This window comes from Alloalcanivorax sp. C16-1, from assembly GCF_046507805.1.
Lineage (GTDB): Bacteria > Pseudomonadota > Gammaproteobacteria > Pseudomonadales > Alcanivoracaceae > Alloalcanivorax.
In genome coordinates, this window is sequence record NZ_JBKFTK010000001.1 from 557946 (window position 1) to 578055 (window position 20110).

Consider the following 20110-nt stretch of genomic DNA (forward strand, 5'->3'; position numbering starts at 1 on the left):
CTAAAATTTCAGCGCCAAATCTTCAGTCCATATCAGGCGTTAAAAAATCGGCGGCTATCTGCCCCCAATTTAACCTTATTTTGCTAAGTTGTCGGGCCTTATCGAGCCCTGCCTCGCGCTCGTAGCGAGCCCATGCAGCAAAAATTATTTTTGAGGCGTTAATAGCACGACCAAGCCTTCCAAGAACCTCTTCTTTGGTTAAGTCGTTCACATCCTCGTCGACTGTATTGACTGTTCCAAAAACATCATCAAATGCGGGATGCTTTCTGTTAAAGGTGATTTCCGTCAAAGAACCCTTTATATCCACTGAAAACAATTGAAACTCGTCAGGAAAATCTGCCTCTAAAAAAATAACTCGCAGCTCTTTCTCCTTAATAAGCCCAATAATTTCATCCGCCTCGTCTTCGGAGTAGTCTTTTCCTTTAACTAGATCCTCTTTAACTTTGTCGTAGTCTTTTTCTCCTAACGGCTCACCTTCGCTTTCGATCGGTGTTTCTTTTGACCGGTCTTTCCACTTATCATTTACGCTATCTGTTACGTCATCGATATCGTTATGTCGAGTCTTGCCAGTAGACCTTCCCCCAGCAGCTTGGGACTTAATAGCCGACCTAAGCTGCCCAAGGTTGCGCTTGATGCTATCTGACAATTCAAGCAGCCAAGCTCGTGGATCACCATCGTCTTTCAGCCTTGATACAACGTCACGAAACTCCTCATCATCCTCAGCCAAATCCTCCCATTCCAATCCTGCAAGCTCAGAAAAATGAACAGCGGCCTGTTTGTTATTTGTAACTCCAAAAACCTCATCAAGCTCCGGAGTAAATATCACCTCAGCTCCCCACCAGCGCTCTCGAGGGTCGTATCCTATACACCACCCGTGATCTAATACTATTTCCCTCCTCGCCCTTATCAAAGAAACGCCGATGTTTCCCTTAGCATGCCGACCGTAAGCTGTTTTGCCTCGTTCAGCAGTTCCGGACTTATCTGCCGTTTCTTTCTTTGCTACGGAATAACGGACTTTTACCTCATGGACAGCGCCCTCGTACTCAATTGAGTGCGTCTCCTCAACAAAAAGATCAAACATTGGGCGGTTCGAAAATGGCTCTGGCACTAAAGGGGATTTCATTAAATACAGCGGGTCACTTATTTTCGCTTCATCATCGTGTATCACTTCACCGGAATCCATATTTTTTGCAAACAATCTGATGCTTAGTGCGCCTTCTTCTATAAAGTACCGGTAAATTCGGCCCGCCAGTTTTTCGGTATTCTGAAGTGTAGCCCGCGCGCCCTTCCATGTAAGGCGTCGTGCATCAACCTCCGACCAAACAACCAACGTTCCAGTAGCCCCCTCGTTGTCACTTAACTCCCTCCATTCTTCAGGCACCGGGGAGTGCTCCGGCTCCGGGACGAAACGCATGTCTCCCGACTCAATCTCCGAAATACATAAATAACTATGGACAGCGTTGTCATATCCATTCTTCCACGTCCATACATCAACTCGGCCAGCCTGTGAAATCGAGGAATTTGGCAGGCCCATACCAAAGCGGCCAATACCTGAGCGGTCGCCTAAACGTGTCCCGTTACCAAATTGCAAGGCGGCCCGAAGCGTTTTCGCGTCCATACCAGAGCCATCGTCCATCACCGCGATCTTATTAATCCTGGAGCGTCGTCTGGACTCTACGAGCTCAGCTTTCTCCAAACAGAGAACCTCAATATTTTTTGCACCTGCCTGCTGTGCATTATCGATGAGTTCCGCAATGGCGTAAGCTGTATTTTTATACCCAGAATCCCTCATGGCGGTAATGGCCAAGCTACTAGGAATTACTTCTGACTCATAGTTATTCATCATGCCCCCTTCTTCTTCCACACATCTTCCCAATTAGAAAACGCTTCCGCCACATCGCCGAACCCCGGGAGAGATGTGTCAACAATCGTCACAATCTCCGCCTCGCGGTTACCACCGGCTCTCTCGCCCCTAATCGCTCGGCCGACCATCTGACTGAAAAGAACTAATGACCTTGTAGGACGTGCGATGATGGCCGCGCTGGTTTGCGGCGCGTCAAACCCTGTCGTTAACACCCCAAAATTACAAATAACTTGGGGAGCATTACCTTGAGACTTGAAACGCTTAATTATTCTCTTCCTTTTTTCATCATCTGTTCCGCCGTGTATGTACCCACTATCAATGGATAAAGCTCGCAGCATGTGCGAAATGATTTTGCAATGATAGACGGACGCACAAAATACTATTATTCTCTTATGGCCTACCTCGACCAGTCTTTGGACTTCTTTTATAACCTGAATATTACGATCTTGATCTCTAGCGACACGATCCAAGTCTGACGAAGAAAAATCATCTCCATCACCCTTTTTGCTACCAGCGTTTCCCGCACTTCCGTAATCTAGTTTTTTAAATACAGGCTTTGCCAAATACCCCTTCTCAATTAAATATGAGACAGGATTATCCCACCCATCAATCTCGAGTGAAACTTTGTTTTGATTGAAAAAGTCCGCAAGCTCCTGGTCTCTTTCTATATCATCCCAAGTACGCCCCGGTGTCGCGGTCAATCCCACAAGAACACCACGACGACCGGTGAGCAGGAATTTTTCAATCAGATCCTTATAAGTCGGCGCAATGGCCTGATGAGCCTCGTCCACAACCACCAAACTAACTTTCGCAGCAAGCCTCAAAACATCAACTGGGTCGATTTTCCATAAAGATGTCAGCTTTTGAAAGCCAGAGACTACAAGCCCATCGTCTATCTCTCCAAGATCGATAGCTTTGTCGCCCCAGACCCGATATATACCGCAACGCCTATTACCTAACTTGCCCCATGCACTGGCGAACGTATCCGCAGCCTGCTCCAGCAGTTCCGATGTACTCGCAAGCCAGAGGACCAGACCAGGCTCACGCTCTTTTAAGTAATGCGCAACGAGGTGCATAGATGTTCGCGTCTTGCCTGACCCGGTAGGCATATGAAGAACGACCGGACGCCCGTGCGATACATAGGAATGTACTCTCCACATCAGATCCCGTTGGTGCTTAAAAAGCGTGTACTCAGGTTCAACTACCTCTATTGCAAGCGATGACGGCGGAAGTTTAAAGCCTGAAGAAGACAACCCAAAGAAACCAAGGTACTGTCGGAAAAGCTCTTTATCTTCTTCAATTCCAATTAACTCAATGTCTCCTTTTTCACCACCTATCCGCAGTCGGCCAAGCAACTCAGAGAACTTATCGTTAGAGATCTTTGTATGGATTAGTTTCCTTTTATTTGGATCTGAGAGGTACTGATGGCAGTCATCCTCTATTAGCGCACAACAAACTTTTTCTAAGGAGCGCTGCAAATTCCCTGGTGAGACCACGCCCCTAAGCGATCTGCAGATGTCTTCCCCGACAGCATCTTTCAACTCATCAATCGAAAAGCGCGACACTATCGTTTGTATAGATTCACCCGGATTTACCATATATATCGCTGCATCATTTTATTTTTATATTAAAGAGAACATATCAAACATGCCTGATCTTGTGGGTCATCATCTTCACTAGCGCGAAGTTCATCTTGCCAGCGCTTTCCTGTTGATGACGAGAAACGCCCGATCACGCCTTCTTCTCTTTCTCGTTCTTCCGCTCTCGCAACCACCTCATCCAGGCTCTTTCCGTTAACCCAGGTGTATCCATTACCAGCTTCCTGTTCTATCCGCTTCGCATCCTCAAAGAGCCCGGGGTGATTCCTTTTTAATCCCAACCATTCCTTTTGGCTTTGAAAGAAGCAAAAATAGCAACCTGACCTTGACCTCCATTTATAATACTCTGGTATACCAACGGAGTTTTCAAGAATCTGAAATATATCCTCTCTTGCAAGGCCGTCTTCTATGAAAGGAAAGACCGCCTTTATCGTTTCTTTATGGCTCACATATCCTTCTCGGAACTCATCAGCCCTAATTCCTATATAACTGATCACTGAATCATTACCGACGTAATCTTCGAAAGGCTTAATTTTCATCACTCTAGTACACCAACGCTGTCTAGCGGAGGGCAAAAAGTCTGAGTGCAGTTTTAGCCAGTGCTCGAATGGTCGCCCGCTAGATAGACGCACGACCTCCTTGCCTAGATAAGCCTCCATCTTGTCCAGAAAATCATAGACTTCCTGAAGTTCAGCTCCAGTATCCGAAAAAAAATACTCTATCTTCTCATGAAGTTCCGGATATCGATCTTTAATATAAATTGCTAGTGCGGCGCTATCTTTCCCTCCAGATAAACCAAGAACGTGCCTAGCACCGTCATTCTCGAACGCTGCTGCAAGAGAATATTTACGCTTGTCCATCTTGTCTCCTTGCGGGGCGGATCGTCTGTTTTTTTCTGGCAAGAGCCCTGTATTGAGTCAAAAATTCATCCACTAACTCAGCAAGCACAGCCAGTTGAGATTCCTGATTCAGAGTGCCACCATCACCTGCCAAAGCCTCCATAACCGACTCTTTTACGACTCTAATAGAGTCTCGCTCTTGCTCTCCTATAGCGACAACTTCATCGATCGGCTCTCCGCCTTTCTTAAGTGAGCGAAGCAGATAAACATCAAAGTCTGTATCATATTTGCCAGCCACCTTATCATGATGAAGACGCAGTGCCTCCAGGTCGAGAATGCGCTTGGAGAAATCAGCCAGCTTAACCTCTGCTTCTGCGCGGTCCGCATCGCCCCATTTTTCCGCTGGCTTTTGGCCTAAAAACATTAGAATGTTACTCAGCCAATGCTCATCCCCACCAGAGTCTTTACATAAGCGCTTTAAGAATGCTCGCATACCATCAACGTCGACGGTGTACGACTCTAGCCCACGGTACCGCCCAGCAAGCGCAGTGCGTAGCGCAGGCAATGGTGTATTGGGGTCAAGATGAAACGCCTGAGCAATTAGCTTTCTCTGATGCTCGACCATGTTCGGGAATGCGTATTTAAGTTCCCTCAGTGCATCCTGGAGAGCCGCCGCCATCCCTCTAATATTCTCAGCTGAGCTATCGGGCTCGAACCCCAAAGCTCTCGGAACGTCTTCAAAAATCAATAATTGCGGCGATTTACTTAGATTGAATGCTGCTCTCAACTCTTTGGCCCGCAGCGAAAGGTCTGCGGACTTAGTTTTTTTTGTATAATCGGGCAAATTGCCTATGAAAGAGGCAAGAGGGCGAACTAATTCGAGCACTGACCGGTCTTTATCGTCGGAGAACAGCGCTTCCTGGTACTGCTCGTAGACTGATCTACGAAGTCCTTCTATCTTAAATCTCTGAACAGAAAATTCCTCTGGGACCTTTGAAAAACGCTCCAATATTTCGTCGGTCAAGTGGGCCACAAAACGCCGATTCTCGTATAACGCCACCTCATTCTTATATATCAAGAGCGAGGCAGCATAAAGAATTGGCAACACCCCTTTTTTCACACCATAAGGAGGCCGGGTCAACACGTCAGTCAACTCCGTAAAACTTTTTGGCGCAGCCTCTGTAGCTTCAAGAAAGCGTTTCAACTCACGCCAGACTTCAAATAATTCACTTCCTTTCTTCGGCTCCTCGAACATCCAGCTATTCACCGAGTCTCTGGAAGGGACATGAAGACCCGTCTCCCTTAAAATAGATCGGTATATAGCCTTTTCCGGAGGGAATTTTTCAATTGCCAAGTCAGCTTTCTCAGGATTTGCCAGCATGGCATAAAGCAATTTATTTCTTCCCGCCGTGGCCTGGCTGCTCGGCTTGTCCCGATTGATAAGTTCATTATGTAACCCAGCAGATTTTGAGAATACATTCTCTAGAACAATCGACAGCTGTTTTTGAAGTGCGCGCTTGTCTTCGACCTGCAGCCTTCTTCCCTTCCAATGCCACTGATTTTGCTTAGGCTCCTGCATCAAATTCCGCAAGAAGGAGTCTCTCGATGCCAAAGCTCCCGTCAGCCGGTCTCGAAATTCTCTTTGCGCAACAGGATCATTTGCCAACTCTTGACGAGTTGACTCCACAGCCCTTAGCGCCAGCACTTCTTGAACTGCTTCACGGATCCTGGGCCCGTTCAAGCAGAGAGCCACAATATCCGAGGCAGAGAAATACCCTGAGACTTCACGTTTAAAGAATTCTATATCGTCTTGGCCGAAAACGAGGTAAAACAAAATCCGTGGGTTGACGTCTTCAATTGGAACTTTCTTGAATGTGGATGCATCAATAAAAACAGGCTGGAAATACCGCAGCGCTCCAGTCTTTATGGAGTACGCTCGCGCCACAACAGGAAGGACCTGATCAGACCCATTAAGCTCTTCCGAAAGGGAAAAATTACCAAGTTCAGAAACCTGTGAGTGTATCGCCTCTTCCAGGTCGAAATCACTCCCCTGCCACACCCGATATTCGCTATTAAATTTACGATATGTAACTGCAGAAAAATCTTTCAGACACCCAATAGATTTATTTAACTCATGGGATGAAAACGCCGACTCCAGGACCGCCTTAGAAGCCTTCAATCCGCCTCTTGCTCCAATGATATTCAGCAACCCAATAGTCTTTAGCAGATGCATGTCTTGTGGCGTAACATCATTTAGACGTTCGACTACGGTGAGCACCTCTGCCCAGCGCCGATGAGTCAATTGATCGGACAAAACCGCCGGTTGGTTCGCCACAAAATACTCATAAATATCGACCGGGTATATCCATTCTCCAACACTTTCGAGAGAACTCAGCTTATCTTGGAAACCAAATTCTTCTTGGCTCCCCAGATAACTAAATAATGTACGCTCGTTCTGCGCAACTTTCTGGCATAGAACAGGCAAGAGAAGTGCGGCCAGTGGGTGTAAAGGATAGCATTTAGTGAAAAGATCAACCGCCTCCGCCTCTTTAAGCTCCCCAGGGATTGCTTTCGCTTTTAGAAGCTTTCGAGTAGCGCTAGATACCTTCTCTTTAACCGTTTTCTCATCTTGCTTAGATAAATTTTGAATAAGAGCATGCGACACCACTCGCAAAACCTGTTCTGAAGACTCAATGAAGGGAATTTCTTCAAACCGGCCCTGGATCTTTGCCCATTCAGCTTTAAGACTTTCTCCCAACCCCTTAGCATACTGCTCAAACGACTGATGAAGGAGTGCAAAGACAAAAACCTTCGATGGTCCAGAGTCACAGGCATACTCTGCTAGGGCCTGAAGAATATAAATATCATTTGCACCATAATTATGCGCCTCATACTCAAGGAATTTTCCTAGTTCGTCGATTACCAGGACCACGCCTCCACGTATTACACCTTTCTGATTCTCAAGCTTGCTAACAAGCTCATCCAGTAAATCTATCACCACGGAGGCAGGGATAGACGATTGCCGAGATGCCTCCTCAAGCTTTGATAAAACTGCCGGTTTGGGTCCCGGCTTTTCCCCCCAACGCAAGTAAGCGGCAGAAGCCATCGCTGCGACTAGACGCGTAGACAAGGGTTCCGGTGACCCCGAAACCATAACCGGAAGGTACCCCTCAGTTTCCTGAGCCTGTTGCTCAAATGCATGCGCCAGCGAGGGAGAAACATCCTTAAGGCTATCGCGAGCAGCTCTTCCAAGCTCTGAGCCAGAAGCCGCCAGCAAACCTCGCACATAAATACCGAAAGCGGACTTCCCAGAGCCGTAAGGCCCGATCAATGACCAAGCCCTCGGATGCTGCTCATCCGAAAATGCATCTACGATGCGCTGCAAAGTTCGCAGTGCCCTTGAGGTAGGGACATAAGACTTCACCACGTCGATCTGGCTTTGATCTCTCTCAACATTGATCGAACGCGTGTAGTGGGTGCTGACAGATATCTTCCCCGCCAAAGTCATGCTGCGGACTCCAAGGGTCGTGATCGATAGTGGGCGTTCAAAACTTTAAGAGGGTCAACTTCATCTAGCTGATAGAGCTGGTGAAGACCTGCTGTTTCACGAATTTCAAATATTCCAGGAAACACCTCAACGAGGTTTTCGAGCTTTCCAACCAACGTGGATTCACTAAGGCGGAAGACTGCTCCCGGTGCCGCATAGCCTTGACGGCTATACATAAGCTCTTCTAGCGGCAAGGCCTGAACTTCACGATAGCGAAACAATTCAATCACTGCGTAAGCAAGTACAGCTTCCGGCAACCCATGTCTGGGTGAGGCTTGCGACATATAACTTTTACCCCCCGGCTCTTGATTTATCAGGCCAAGTACGGAGAGAGGTGAATCCAAGGCGTCCTCCAGCGGCGTCCGTGTATTGCCTTTCGATTGCACATACATGCGCAACAATACAGCCGCGTCGCTTTTTAGCGTAGTTGTTGCCACAGCACTCTTTACGTTAGCTTTTACGAAATCTCGGAGCGCCACTTGTGCCTCCTGAGCCGTAAATTTCGGCTTGTGGAAGCTATTGAAAAACCAGAACCAAGTTGTACTTAACTCTGAATTAGACGCCAACAGCCAATGCAGCAACCATATAGTGGTTTCATCTTCAAGATATGGATCCCAGCCCCTGGGCTTCTCTTCGTTTAAAAGTTTCTTCCCCAACTGAGTCAATGAGTAATCGTTAGACGCCATCATACCCGTTGCTCGAAGCCAATACCGGATTGAGTGGACCATATTCTTTCCGACCCCCATCCGTACTGTAGCCTCATCGGCATTTTCGAATATATGAGGATCTTTCTGCACAGCCTGAAAACCTTTCGGCAACCAGCCATATCGAAGAGGAAAAGTCTCATGCCGACCAAAGCTTGTTTTTTCAGGATTGAGCTTCATCGGGATGATGCTCCTGGTCTTCATCAAATAGATTTAACTGATTTCTATCCTTAAGAAACATTTCTGCGCTCTCGAGGAACCATTGCTTAAGCCCCTTACCTTCCTGATGAAGAGCATCGTACAATTCTCTTTTAAATTCGGGCTCGACCTCGAGAACGATCCTTCCGCTTTTTCCAACCGCCATTCCGGATCACCATGTAACATTCACGATGTGACATTACATCGTGCGCAGGCCAAGTGTAAGTCATGTCACACGATCTGTCCATTTGGACAGTGGTCTTTCAGCACAGCCTTAGCGAGTGATAAGCATCAATAACTCATCACTTGGTAGGCAGCGATGAACTCTTGCCTTCCAAGATTTGAGCGGAGAGATTCCTGTGCCTGATTCTCAAACGTTGACATACTACCAGCCTTACAGCTCGCTTCTTCATTTTTGCTACAAAGCCTCCAGCAGAGTGCCATACAAATGCCTGTTTTTTGTCACTTTTATGAGCCATTACTTATTATTGGGGCCACGATATAAAGCGTTTAACACAAGAACTCTATCACACTTTTCAAGCAGAGCTATCTCGCGCGGATAGTTTGTTAAACTCAGTCCGATGCTCTATTTTTCAGCTTGCACATCGTTAGCAAGTACCAACAAACACGCCATAGGCGCTATTCATAAGAGCACATAATTTGCCCGCCTTTAACGCCGCTACTGGGGCGCCGCGGCAATCAGTGTAGATTTAGATCCGCAACATAAAGCGGAATTGTGCGCCGCGGCCCGGCAAGGCGGCGGCGCGGGCGGCAGTCAGGTGCCGGAGGGCTCGGAGGCCGCCGAGATCACCAGGCGGCCTCCGCTGACTTCCACCTCCAGTTGGGTGCCGATGGCAAAGCCGGCCTCGGCGAGCCAGTAGCCCTTCACGTGGACCCAGGGCACCGGGGGCTTGGGTGGGCGGCTTAGGTGGAGATACAGAGGCTCGCCGGACGAGTAGTACTGGCCGGGGTGGACCTTGAGGTGGCGAATATAGGGAAATTCGCGGTTGGGTTTGGGGGTTTCGCTTTTACCCACGCGGGCGCGTGGCTTATGATTGCGAGCAGCCATGATGGACTCCTGTACAGTCTGTTGTGGTTAGCTGCCTTCGGGTGTTGCCGCACCCGGAGGCAGTGCCTCTTCCAAGAGGCCCTTTAAATCTAGCAATAGACCATCCAAATCTCAAGCATCCGTAAACTGCATTTATTCGTCAGCCATTATCTCCCGATATTTCGAGTATCGCCGAGCATGACTAAAAATTGCGGAAAACATCGATTTATAATCTTCATTACTTAAAAAATTCTCAACATCATAGTCTTCCACCGGGTCACGACTACCTTCCTTCCATGCAGAGAATTCGGCGACAATCATCGCGGAAGGCGGATAGATTCCGCCATCTTCGTCATGATAGAAGTACCGCCCCCGCATTACATCCGGGAAATCCAGAGCCTTATAAAAATCATGTCTCCAAACCGCCTCCATATTTTCCACCAAAACTTGGTAGGGTTTTGTTTTTATTCTCTTCTTGGCATCATAATATCTCATTATATGCCGCGCCGAGGTTAGCCATTGAAGACGATCGGATACAGGAAAGCCATTCTCCTGCCTTCCCTTTATCAACGATTCATAAGACTGACCGAGTAAATCATCGCACGAACCCAGCATCGCCTTATCAAAATCAATTTTTCGGCTCTCTCTAAAAGAAAACACCGAAAACAAAAATGCCAAAACAGCCACAACAACAGAGCCAATAGAAACCCACATAATCCACCCCCTCAAATTACACCCCAGTTTCAGCCTGCTTCTTCCTCAAATTACCATTCATCACCTCCGGATAAATATCACCCAAGCTCCAATCATGCTTAGAAAAATTCACTATTTTACAATTGAAATCCATATTCCCTTTTAGCACCAACGGGCCTTCCGGGCCGTTGTTGGCAATCTGATCAGCGTGGCTATCCGGAATATTACCCCAAAGCCTCTGCTCCATAACTTCCCCCGGAGCAATATTTATCCTCTTATTTACCCCCGTCTTCAATATTGCCCCATTACACCAGAGCTCAGCTTCGAGCTTCTCCAGCTCAACCGCAAACGGGGAGATATTAATAAACCTGACCCATACATCATAATTCGCGCCCCCGCCCAAATTAAGAGTGACATTTCTTCCTCTGGGCCTTATGTCAAAGAGAATCAGCTCGGACATTCTTTCTTTCGTGAATATTCTTCTCAAAATGAACTTAGGCAGCCATGTGAGAAACTTCCAAGCTCCACCGATGGAAATAAAGCCATCCATAAATAACAACCCCTTTTTATTTTTGCCGATTCATCGATGATGCCATTTTCCCAACACATAGAAAAAGCACAAAAAAAGGCCGCCCCAAAAGGAGCGGCCATCACCAAGGAAGCCTGGATTTAAGGAGTAAGGACTAACTCACCACATGGCGGTTATGCGTCCCCTTTCTTTTTCGCCACCAGCGTGAGGATGTCGTAGCTGGCGACGAGTTCGTCGTCCTGGTTTTTGACCTGCACATCCCAGACCACCACGCCTTGGGGGGTGCCGTCGGGGGCGGCTTTGCCCTGGTCGATTTTGCGTTTGCAGGTCAGGCGGGCCTGGATGGTGTCGCCGGCGCCGACGGGGGTGATGAAGCGGAGGGTGTCGAGGCCGTAGTTGGCGAGGACGGGGCCGGGGGCCGGGGAGACGAAGAGGCCGGCGGCGGCGGAGAGGAGGAAGTAACCGTGGGCGATGCGTTTGCCGAATTGGGAGTCCTTGGCGGCGATTTCGTCGAAGTGCATGTAGAAGTGGTCGCCGGAGAGGCAGCCGAAGTTGACGATGTCGGCTTCGGTGACGGTGCGGCGGTGGGTGAGCAGGGATTCGCCGATGGCGAGGTCGTCGAAGTGGCGGCGGAAGGGGTGCACTTCGGTTTCGAGGACGTCGGCGCCGCGCACGTATTCGCCGGTGACGGCGGCGAGCATGGTGGGGGAGCCCTGGATGGCGGTGCGTTGGAGGTAGTGGCGCACGGCGCGGATGCCGCCGAGTTCTTCACCGCCGCCGGCGCGGCCGGGGCCGCCGTGTTTGAGCATGGGGAGCGGCGCGCCGTGGCCGGTGGATTCCTGGGCCGATTCGGCGTTGAGCACTTGCAGGCGGCCGTGGCGGGCGGCGAGCACGGGGATGGCGCGGGCGGCGTTTTGGGGGTCTTTGGTGGCGAAGGTGGTGACCAGGCTGCCTTTGCCTTTGTCGGCGAGGGCGATGGCTTCGTCCAGGTCGCCGTAGCCCATGAGGGTGCTGACCGGGCCGAAGGCTTCGATGTCGTGGGCGCCGCCGTCGGCGTGGGGGTCGTTGCTGCGCAGCAGGCGCGGGCCGAAGAAGGCGCCTTTGTCGGTGCCCTGGCCGATGGGCTGCGGGTCGCCGTTGCCGCCGAAGATACATTCGGATGTGTTGAGCAGGTCGTTGACGGCGGCGGCCACGTCTTCTTTCTGGTCCAGGGAGGCGAGCGCGCCCATGCGCACGCCTTCTTCGTCCGGGTCGCCGAGGGTGATTTTTTCCAGGCGTTGGATCAGGCGTTCACCGAAGGCGTCCAGGTGCTGTTGGGGCACCAGGATGCGGCGGATGGCGGTGCATTTCTGGCCGGCTTTAACGGTCATCTCGCGGACCACTTCCTTGGCCAGCAGGTCGAATTCCTCGTCGTCGGGGGTGACGTCCGGGGCGAGGATGGCGCTGTTGAGGGAGTCCGCTTCGGCGTTGAAGGGGATCGAGCGGTTGATGATGTTCGGGTGCGCGCGCAGTTTGCGGGCGGTGCTGGCCGAGCCGGTGAAGGTGACCATGTCCTGTTCGTCGAGCTGGTCGAGCAGGTCACCGGTGCCGCCGATAATCAGTTGCAGGGCCCCTTCCGGCAGGGCGCCGGAGTCTTGAATCAGGCGCACGCAGGCGGCGGTGAGGTAGCTGGTGGCGGTGGCCGGTTTAACGATGCACGGCATGCCGGCGAGGAAGTTGCCGGCGAATTTTTCCAGCATGCCCCAGACCGGGAAGTTGAAGGCGTTGATGTGCACGGCGACGCCCCGGCGCGGTACCAGGATGTGAGTGGCGGCGAAGTGGTTTTCCTTGCCGAGGGGGACCACCGGGCCTTCGTGGAGGACGTTGCCGGAGGGCAATTCCTTGCGGCCCATGCTGGCGTAGGCGAACAGGGTGCCGAAGCCGCCGTCGATGTCGAAAGCGTTGTCGCCTTTGGTGGCACCGGTGTGGCGCGAGAGTTTATAGAGCTCTTTTTTGTGTTCTTGCAGGTAGAGCGCCATGGCCTTGAGGCGGGCGGCCCGTTCCTGGAAGTCGAGCTTGAGCAGTTCGCGGGTGCCGGTGGTGCGGGCGTAGTCCACGGCGGCGGCGAAGTCGGGGGCGTCGTCGTGGGTGTGGGCGACGATCTCGCCGTTGATGGCGCTGGCCAGGGGTTTGGCGGCCTGGCTGCCGAACCATTGGCCGGCGAGGTAGCTTTGGAGAACGGTCATGGCGTGGCTCCTTGTTTGTCTGCGTATGGGCGCGGCTTCTTGGGGCCGCGGCCTGTGTTTTGTTTGGGCTGCCGCGGTTGGGCGGCTACCGGGGGATCGCGGCTGAAAGCTGCGCGCCCCGGCCGCTTCTACGGCCTGTTGCCTGCCCGGGCGCCTGTTTGCGGCAACCGGGGGAATCGCGACTAAAGGCTCCGCGCCCCGGTCGCTCCTACAGTGGTTTCGAATCGGGCCGTAGGAGCGGCTTCAGTCGCGATGGATTTTCAAGCGTCTGGCGTCTGGCGTCTGGCGTCTGGCGTCTGGCGTCAGCAAATAACGTCCCGCGCCTCAATACATTTCCTAGGGCTGGTCGAAATCGAGAACGACTTTGTCGGTGACCGGGTAGCTCTGGCAGGAGAGCACGTAGCCGGCGGCGACTTCGTAGTCTTCCAGGGCGAAGTTGTTGTCCATTTCCACTTCGCCTTCCACCACCTTGCAGCGGCAGGTGGAGCAGACGCCGGCCTTGCAGGAGAACGGCAGGTCGGCGCCGTTTTCGTTGGCGGCGTCGAGGATGTTCTTGGAGTCCCGGGGCAGTTCGACGAGCACTTCGCGGCCGTCGGCGATGATGGTGACCTGGGTTTTGGTTTCGTCGGTGGCGATTTCTTCCGGGCGGCGTTCGCGGCGTTTCGTTTCGCCTTCCACGCCGAACAGTTCGAAGTGCACGCGGCTTTTATCCAGGCCGTTGGCGACCAGCCGTTCCTTGACGGTTTCGGTCATGGATTGCGGGCCGCAGAGGAAGGCGGCGTGCAGGTTCGGGGTGTCGAGCCAGCGGGAGAAGATGGCGTCGCATTTGTCGGCGTCGATGCGGCCGTTGTAGAGGTCCACGTCCTGTTGTTCGCGGCTGAAGAGGTAGATCACGTTGAAGCGGCCGAGGTACTGGTTTTTCAGGTCGCTGAGCGCTTCGCGGAACAGGGTGGAGTTGCTGGAGCGGTTGCCGTAGAGCAGCGTGAACTGGCTGTGGGGCTCGGCTTCCAGGGTGGTTTTGATGATCGACAGGATCGGCGTGATGCCGCTGCCGGCGGCCACGGCCAGGTAGTGGGCCTGGCGTCGCGGGTCCAGCTCGATAAAGAAGTGGCCGCTGGGGGGCATCACTTCCAGGGTGTCGCCTTCTTTGAGCTCGCCGTTGGCGAAGCCGGAGAAGCGGCCACCGGGGACTTTTTTTACCGCCACGCGCAGGTCGCCGTCGTGGACGCCGGTGCAGATGGAGTAGGAGCGGCGCACTTCTTCGCCGTCCATGTGGGTGCGCACGATCAGGTGCTGGCCCTGGGTGAAGCGGAAGGTGTCGTTCAATTCCGGGGGTACGTCGAAGGCGATGGACACCGCTTCGCGGGTTTCGGGGCGCACTTCACGAATTTTAAGGGAATGAAATTGAGTCATGGTCAGAGCTCTTGAACAGTATCTCTTGATCAGAGGCACTTGAAATAATCGAACGGTTCCAGGCAGTCGCGGCACTTGTACAAGGCCTTGCAGGCGGTGGAGCCGAATTCGCTGACTTGTTCGGTATGGATGCCGCCGCAGTGCGGGCACTCGGCGGGGCCGGGGTCGCGCAATGTATCGCGCCCCTCGCCCACCGCCGGCGGCGCGATGCCGTAGTCCCGCAGCTGTTGGCGGCCCTTTTCGGTGATCCAGTCGGTGGTCCAGGCCGGGGCCAGCACCCGTTCGATGCGCGGGTTCTTGAAGCCGGTGTCTTCCAGGGCTTCCTGCACGTCGCGCTCGATGACCTCGGTGGCCGGGCAGCCGGAGTAAGTCGGCGAGACTTTCACCTTGAGGCGGTCGCCCTCCCATTCCACCGCGCGGATCATGCCCAGATCGACCACGCTGACCACCGGCACTTCCGGGTCCATCACCTCGGTTAGGCACTCCCAGGCCCGGGGCAGGTCGTCTTCGCCGAGCGCGGGGCCTTGGTAGGCTTTGCGCTCGCGGTAGATCAGATCACCAGGTTGCATCGGGGTAGGCCCGCGGCAGGTACTGCATCTCGGCCAGCAAGAAGCCCAGGTGCTCCGTGTGTTTGCCGTTCTTGCCGTCCATGTAGAAGTGGCGCGCCGGTTCCGGCAGTTCCAGGCCGGCTTCGGCGAACACGCGGGCCACTTCGGCGCGCCAGGCGTCGCCCACGTTGCCGGCGCCGATGCCCGCCTCGGCGAGCTGGTCCTCGATCTCGTCGGTATCGGTGAGCTCGTAGGTGAAGCGCCACAGGTTTTGCACGGCGTCGGTAAGACGGCGGTGGCTTTCATCGGTGCCCTGCCCCAGGCGCAGCATCCATTCGGTGGAGCGGCGGCGGTGGTAGGCGGCTTCCTTGAGGCCCTTGGCGGCGATGCCGGCGATGCGCTCGTCGCTGGATTCGGTCAGGCGCGTGAGCACCAGATGGTGCCAGACGTCGAAGAAGAACTGCTTGGCGGTGGTGACGGCGTAATCACCGCGCGGCTGTTCCGCCAGCAGCAGGTTGCGGTATTCGCGCTCATTACGGCGAAACGCCAGATAGTCGGCGTCGCGGCCATCGTCGAGCAGTTCGGCGGCGTAGTCGTACCAGTTGCGTGCCTGACCGATCAGGTCCAGGCCCACGTTCATCATCGCCACTTCTTCTTCCAGGGCCGGGGCGTTGCCGCACCATTCGCAGAAGCGCTGGGCGAGCACCATGTCGGTGTCGGCCAGGCGAAGAAGATATTCGGTGAGTGCTTGATCGTTATTCATCGTCACGCTCCTCACATCTGGTCCACTTCCGGGGGCAGCTTGTAGAAGCTGGCGTGGCGGTAGACCTTGTCGTCGGCCGGGTCGAAGAAGGGTTCTTTTTCGTCGCCGGCGCTGGCGGTGATCTGCGCGGCGGGCACCACCCAGATGCTGACGCCTTCACTTCTACGCGTATAAAGCTCGCGGGCGTTTTCCAGGGCCATGGTGGCGTCCGCGGCGTGCACGCTGCCCACGTGTTTGTGGTTGAGGCCGTGCTTGCTGCGCACGAAGACTTCGAAGAGGGTCCAGTCTGCCATTTCAATTTCCGTTGAATTAATTCGGTTTAAGCGGCGTTCGCTTTTTGCTTCTCTTTCTGTTCTTGCTTTTGGGCGTAGGCCACGGCGGCGTCGCGCACCCACTGGCCTTCGTCGATGGCTTTCTTGCGCTGTTGGATGCGCTCGACGCCACAGGGGCTGTGGCCCTTGAGCACGTCGAAGAATTCCTGCCATTGGATTTCGCCGAAGTCGTAGTGGCCGGTTTCCTCGTTCCATTTCAGGTCCGGGTCCGGGGCGGTGCAGCCGAGGAATTCCAGCTGCGGTACGGTCTGGTCCAGGAAGCGCTGGCGCAGTTCGTCGTTGCCGTGGCGTTTGATTTTCCAGGCCATGGATTGCGCGGAGTTGGGCGAGTTTTCGTCCGAGGGGCCGAACATCATCAGCGACGGCCACCAGAAACGGTTGATGGCGTCCTGCACCATCTCTTTCTGCTCGTCGGTGCCTTCGCGCATCATGGTCAGCAGGATTTCGTAACCCTGGCGCTGGTGGAAGCTTTCTTCCTTGCAGACACGGATCATGGCGCGGGAGTAAGGGCCATAGGAGCAGCGCTGCAGGGGCACCTGGTTGACGATGGCGGCGCCGTCCACCAGCCAGCCGATGGCGCCCATGTCCGCCCAGGTGAGCGTCGGGTAGGTAAAGATGGAGGAGAACTTCACTTCCCCCCGGTGCAGCTTTTCGATTTCCTCGTCACGATCCGCGCCCAGGGTTTCCATGGCGCTGTACAGGTACAGGCCGTGGCCGGCCTCGTCCTGGATCTTGGCCATCAGCTGCAGCTTGCGTTTCAGCGAAGGCGCGCGGGTCAGCCAGTTGCCCTCCGGCAGCATGCCGACAATCTCGGAGTGGGCGTGCTGGGAGATCTGGCGAATCAGGGTCTTGCGGTAACCGTCGGGCATCCAGTTCTTGGGCTCGATACGGACTTCCGCGTCCACCTTCTCCTGGAAGTGACGTTCTTCCGGGCTCATTTCGTCCAGGCTCTTCAGGCCCTTGCTGCCGGTGTCCACCTGTTGTGCGTACATGGGTGCCTCCTTGATGGGTGCGCGGAACGCCGGGGCGGCGCCCGGGGTTTCCGCCATGAATGACTCCTTTTTATACGACACATAATTTCGTGTCAATATTCATTTTGCGTATCATTTTATGCCCGACACCCGGAGAAGGCACCCAAAACATCTGTAAGGCCCTGTTTTTTATCGCCATTAAATGATCAATACGGCTGTCTCAATCCGCGCATCGTGAGTCATAAAAGACGACAACTTCACGCAATCCGATACATGGAATCGTCACTTTACTGCCCGACTTGCGGCAGGAAACAAACCGCAACGCTTTGACACCTGCTGAAGCGGCGACGGCGCCGCCCTTTTGCTACTCTTTCCGCGGGGAGCGTATTGATTGGGGTTATTGATCGGGTCTGTTGACCGGAATAGGGGCGGTATGCCGAATGAGATAGTGGTCGCTGGATTGGCCGGCGCGGGCGTGGACACCTGGACGCTGTGGATCAAGATCATGGCCGTGGGGGCCACCGCCACCCTGTCCGCCCTGATGCTGGTGTTCACCGTGGCCCTTTACCGCCACCGGGATCGCGAGGCGTCGGTGGCGCTGCATTTCAGCGTGGCCAACCTGTGCGCCACCGCCTATGTGGCCGGCGACATCGGCGTGCGGCTGTGTCTGCTCGAAAACGATCTGCGCCACGTGATGATTCCCTACCGCCTTTCCCTGAGCGCGGTGGTGATGGCCCTGGCCTCGCTGTTCGCATTGCACCGGGTGCTGGCCAGCCGGATCGTGGCGACCCGCCGGCTGGGCGCCATCTATGGCACCGGCGCGCTGATCGCCGGCCTGTTCTGGGTGGACCATCCCCTGCTGATCATCGCTTCGGAGCGCTACCGGGTCACCAACGTCGGCGTGTTCGCCGACTACGGCACCCTGGCGGCGCCCTTCTACGCCGGCTGCCTGATCGCCCTGGTGGTGGTGTCCATCGGCATGCTGCGCCAGGCGTTCCGCGCCCGGGGGCGGCTGCTTTGGCGGATGACCATGTTCGGTTTCGCGGTGTTCTTCCTGGCCGGTCTGCACGACATGTTCCGTGAGCTGGGCCTGGAGCTGCTGCCCTTCAGCGGCCTGACCCTGGGCTGCGCGGTGTTTCAGATCGGCGCCTTCGCCACCATGGTGCTGCACTATTCCCATACCCTGCGCGAACGCGCACACCATGACCATCAGCTGCGGCGACTCGAGGATCGGGTGATCCGCGACCCGCTGTCCGGCCTGTTCAACCGCGCCCATCTGGAGCAGCGGCTCGATCACCTGCCACCGGGGATGGGCGGCGGCCTGCTGTTTATCGATCTGGATCACTTCAAGGGCGTCAACGATCGGTTCGGCCACGACCACGGCGATCAGCTGATCCGCGCGGTGGCGGACGCCATCCGGCGCACGGTGCGCGAGCAGGACATCGCCTGTCGCTGGGGTGGCGACGAGTTCGTGGTGTATCTGGCGGACGCCGACGAGGCGGCGGCGCGGGTGGTGGTGGAGCGGTTGCTGCGCGCCTTCCGTCACCTGCAGCTGGACGGCACGCCGAATCTGGACGTGGGCGCCAGCGTGGGCTTCGCGGCGTTGCGCGACGAAGACTGGCGCGCCACCCTGCAGCGCGCCGATCAGGCCCTGTATCAGGCCAAGGCGGAGGGCCGCAACCGGCTGGCGGTGGGCTGAAGCGTCAGCCGCAGATCATCGCCGACCCGGCGCAGGTCCTGCCATTGCAGGGGGATTTTCTCCGCCATGCGGGCGAACGGCAGGGTCAGCAGGCCCCGGGCATCGGTGCCCAGCAGCGCCGGCGCCAGGTAGACGATCAGTTCGTCGAACAGCCCCTCCTGCACGAAGGCGCCAGCCAGGGTGGCGCCGCATTCCACCAGCACCTCATTGCATTCCCGGCGGGCCAGCTCATCCAGCAGGGCGCCCAGATCCAGCCCGCGTCGCTCCACGCCCAGTGGCGCGTCGCGGTCGCCTTCCGGGCGGACGGCCCGGGGCAACACCAGCAATTCCGCGCCGGCGGCCCGCAGCGCCTGGCGACGCGCTTCGCTGGCGGTGGGATCGTCCGCATGGGCGATCAAGCAGGGGCCGGCGGCGCTGATCACCGGGCTGTCCGGCGGCGTGCGCAGGGCCGGGTCCAGGATCACCCGCAGGGGCGCGCGCACCGGCAATACACCGTGGTCTCGATAATCACCCAGCGCCCACTGCTCCGGGCGCACCGTGTAGGAGGGCCGGTCCGCCAGCACCGTGCCGATGCCGGTGATGATGGCGCTGCTGCGCGCGCGCAGGCGCTGCACATCTTCCCGGGCGGCGGCGCCGGTGATCCACTGGGACTCGCCACTGGCCATGGCGGTGCGGCCGTCCAGGCTGGCGGCGGCCTTGATGCGCACGTAGGGGCGCTCGCCGCGCATGCGATGCACGAACCCGGGGTTCAGCGCCAGCGCCTCCGCTTCCTGCAGGCCCACGTCCACCTGGATGCCGGCCTCGCGCAGCCTGGCAAAGCCATTGCCGGCCACTTGCGGATTGGGATCCTGCATGGCCACCACCACCCGCGCCACGCCGGCGGCGATCAGCGCATCGGCGCAGGGGCCGGTGCGACCGGTATGGGAGCAGGGTTCCAGGGTGACGTAGGCGGTGGCGCCCCGGGCGCGGTCGCCAGCGGCGGCCAGGGCATGGCGTTCGGCGTGGGGCTCACCGGCGCGGGCGTGGAAGCCCTCGGCCAGGATTTCGTCGCCCATTGCGATCACGCAGCCCACCCGGGGGTTGGGGTCGGTGGTGTAAAGGCCACGGCGGGCCAGTTCCAGTGCCCGCAGCATGCAGCG

General features: G+C 55.4%; 17 protein-coding genes. 1 reads left to right on the plus strand and 16 read right to left on the minus strand.

Annotated elements, in window-relative coordinates; translation table 11 throughout:
* Positions 1 to 22: 22 nt before the first annotated feature.
* The 15 genes from ACLD0W_RS02720 to paaA all read right to left on the minus strand — a co-directional run bounded on the left by ACLD0W_RS02720 (position 23) and on the right by paaA (position 17293).
* A complete protein-coding gene (locus tag ACLD0W_RS02720; RefSeq protein ID WP_410305969.1) occupies positions 23 to 1846 on the minus strand; it encodes an ATP-binding protein in 1824 nt (607 codons plus the stop codon).
* Positions 1843 to 3462, minus strand: a complete 1620-nt coding sequence (locus ACLD0W_RS02725; protein ID WP_410305970.1) for a DEAD/DEAH box helicase — start codon at positions 3460 to 3462, stop codon at positions 1843 to 1845. Before ACLD0W_RS02725 ends, ACLD0W_RS02720 begins: the two co-directional genes overlap by 4 nt.
* A gap of 29 nt (positions 3463 to 3491) precedes the next feature.
* The gene (locus ACLD0W_RS02730) at positions 3492 to 4322 is read right to left on the minus strand and encodes a phosphoadenosine phosphosulfate reductase family protein (RefSeq protein ID WP_410305971.1); all 831 of its coding nucleotides are present in this window, start codon (positions 4320 to 4322) and stop codon (positions 3492 to 3494) included.
* Complete coding sequence (locus ACLD0W_RS02735) at positions 4309 to 7809, minus strand: hypothetical protein (protein WP_410305972.1); 3501 nt, start codon at positions 7807 to 7809, stop codon at positions 4309 to 4311. Before ACLD0W_RS02735 ends, ACLD0W_RS02730 begins: the two co-directional genes overlap by 14 nt.
* On the minus strand, positions 7806 to 8732 hold the full coding sequence (locus tag ACLD0W_RS02740; protein WP_410305973.1) for a DUF4007 family protein: 927 nt from the start codon (positions 8730 to 8732) through the stop codon (positions 7806 to 7808). Before ACLD0W_RS02740 ends, ACLD0W_RS02735 begins: the two co-directional genes overlap by 4 nt.
* Entirely contained in the window at positions 8716 to 8916 is a 201-nt protein-coding gene (locus tag ACLD0W_RS02745) for a hypothetical protein (RefSeq protein ID WP_410305974.1), read from the minus strand. Before ACLD0W_RS02745 ends, ACLD0W_RS02740 begins: the two co-directional genes overlap by 17 nt.
* A gap of 609 nt (positions 8917 to 9525) precedes the next feature.
* Entirely contained in the window at positions 9526 to 9819 is a 294-nt protein-coding gene (locus ACLD0W_RS02750) for a SymE family type I addiction module toxin (protein WP_410305975.1), read from the minus strand.
* Between the two features lie 132 nt (positions 9820 to 9951).
* A complete protein-coding gene (locus tag ACLD0W_RS02755; protein WP_410305976.1) occupies positions 9952 to 10512 on the minus strand; it encodes a hypothetical protein in 561 nt (186 codons plus the stop codon).
* A gap of 16 nt (positions 10513 to 10528) precedes the next feature.
* Positions 10529 to 11041 (minus strand): hypothetical protein, encoded by a 513-nt coding sequence (locus ACLD0W_RS02760; RefSeq protein ID WP_410305977.1) that lies wholly within the window; start codon positions 11039 to 11041, stop codon positions 10529 to 10531.
* A 152-nt stretch (positions 11042 to 11193) separates the two neighbouring features.
* On the minus strand, positions 11194 to 13245 hold the full coding sequence (gene paaZ / locus ACLD0W_RS02765; RefSeq protein WP_410305978.1) for a phenylacetic acid degradation bifunctional protein PaaZ: 2052 nt from the start codon (positions 13243 to 13245) through the stop codon (positions 11194 to 11196).
* Between the two features lie 336 nt (positions 13246 to 13581).
* Positions 13582 to 14658: a 1,2-phenylacetyl-CoA epoxidase subunit PaaE gene (gene paaE, locus ACLD0W_RS02770; protein ID WP_410305979.1), complete on the minus strand. Its 1077-nt coding sequence runs from the start codon at positions 14656 to 14658 to the stop codon at positions 13582 to 13584.
* Between the two features lie 29 nt (positions 14659 to 14687).
* On the minus strand, positions 14688 to 15227 hold the full coding sequence (gene paaD / locus ACLD0W_RS02775) for a 1,2-phenylacetyl-CoA epoxidase subunit PaaD (protein WP_410305980.1): 540 nt from the start codon (positions 15225 to 15227) through the stop codon (positions 14688 to 14690).
* Positions 15214 to 15969: a 1,2-phenylacetyl-CoA epoxidase subunit PaaC gene (gene paaC, locus ACLD0W_RS02780; protein WP_410305981.1), complete on the minus strand. Its 756-nt coding sequence runs from the start codon at positions 15967 to 15969 to the stop codon at positions 15214 to 15216. Before paaC ends, paaD begins: the two co-directional genes overlap by 14 nt.
* A gap of 11 nt (positions 15970 to 15980) precedes the next feature.
* A complete protein-coding gene (paaB, locus tag ACLD0W_RS02785; protein WP_256244643.1) occupies positions 15981 to 16262 on the minus strand; it encodes a 1,2-phenylacetyl-CoA epoxidase subunit PaaB in 282 nt (93 codons plus the stop codon).
* A gap of 26 nt (positions 16263 to 16288) precedes the next feature.
* Complete coding sequence (gene paaA, locus ACLD0W_RS02790) at positions 16289 to 17293, minus strand: 1,2-phenylacetyl-CoA epoxidase subunit PaaA (RefSeq protein WP_410306799.1); 1005 nt, start codon at positions 17291 to 17293, stop codon at positions 16289 to 16291.
* A gap of 412 nt (positions 17294 to 17705) precedes the next feature.
* Here paaA and ACLD0W_RS02795 point away from each other — a divergent pair, with 412 nt between their 5' ends.
* On the plus strand, positions 17706 to 18971 hold the full coding sequence (locus tag ACLD0W_RS02795) for a diguanylate cyclase (RefSeq protein ID WP_410305982.1): 1266 nt from the start codon (positions 17706 to 17708) through the stop codon (positions 18969 to 18971).
* Here ACLD0W_RS02795 and ribD read toward each other — a convergent pair.
* Positions 18929 to 20104, minus strand: a complete 1176-nt coding sequence (gene ribD / locus ACLD0W_RS02800) for a bifunctional diaminohydroxyphosphoribosylaminopyrimidine deaminase/5-amino-6-(5-phosphoribosylamino)uracil reductase RibD (RefSeq protein WP_410306800.1) — start codon at positions 20102 to 20104, stop codon at positions 18929 to 18931. The genes ACLD0W_RS02795 and ribD overlap by 43 nt on opposite strands.
* Between the last annotated feature and the right edge of the window lie 6 nt (positions 20105 to 20110).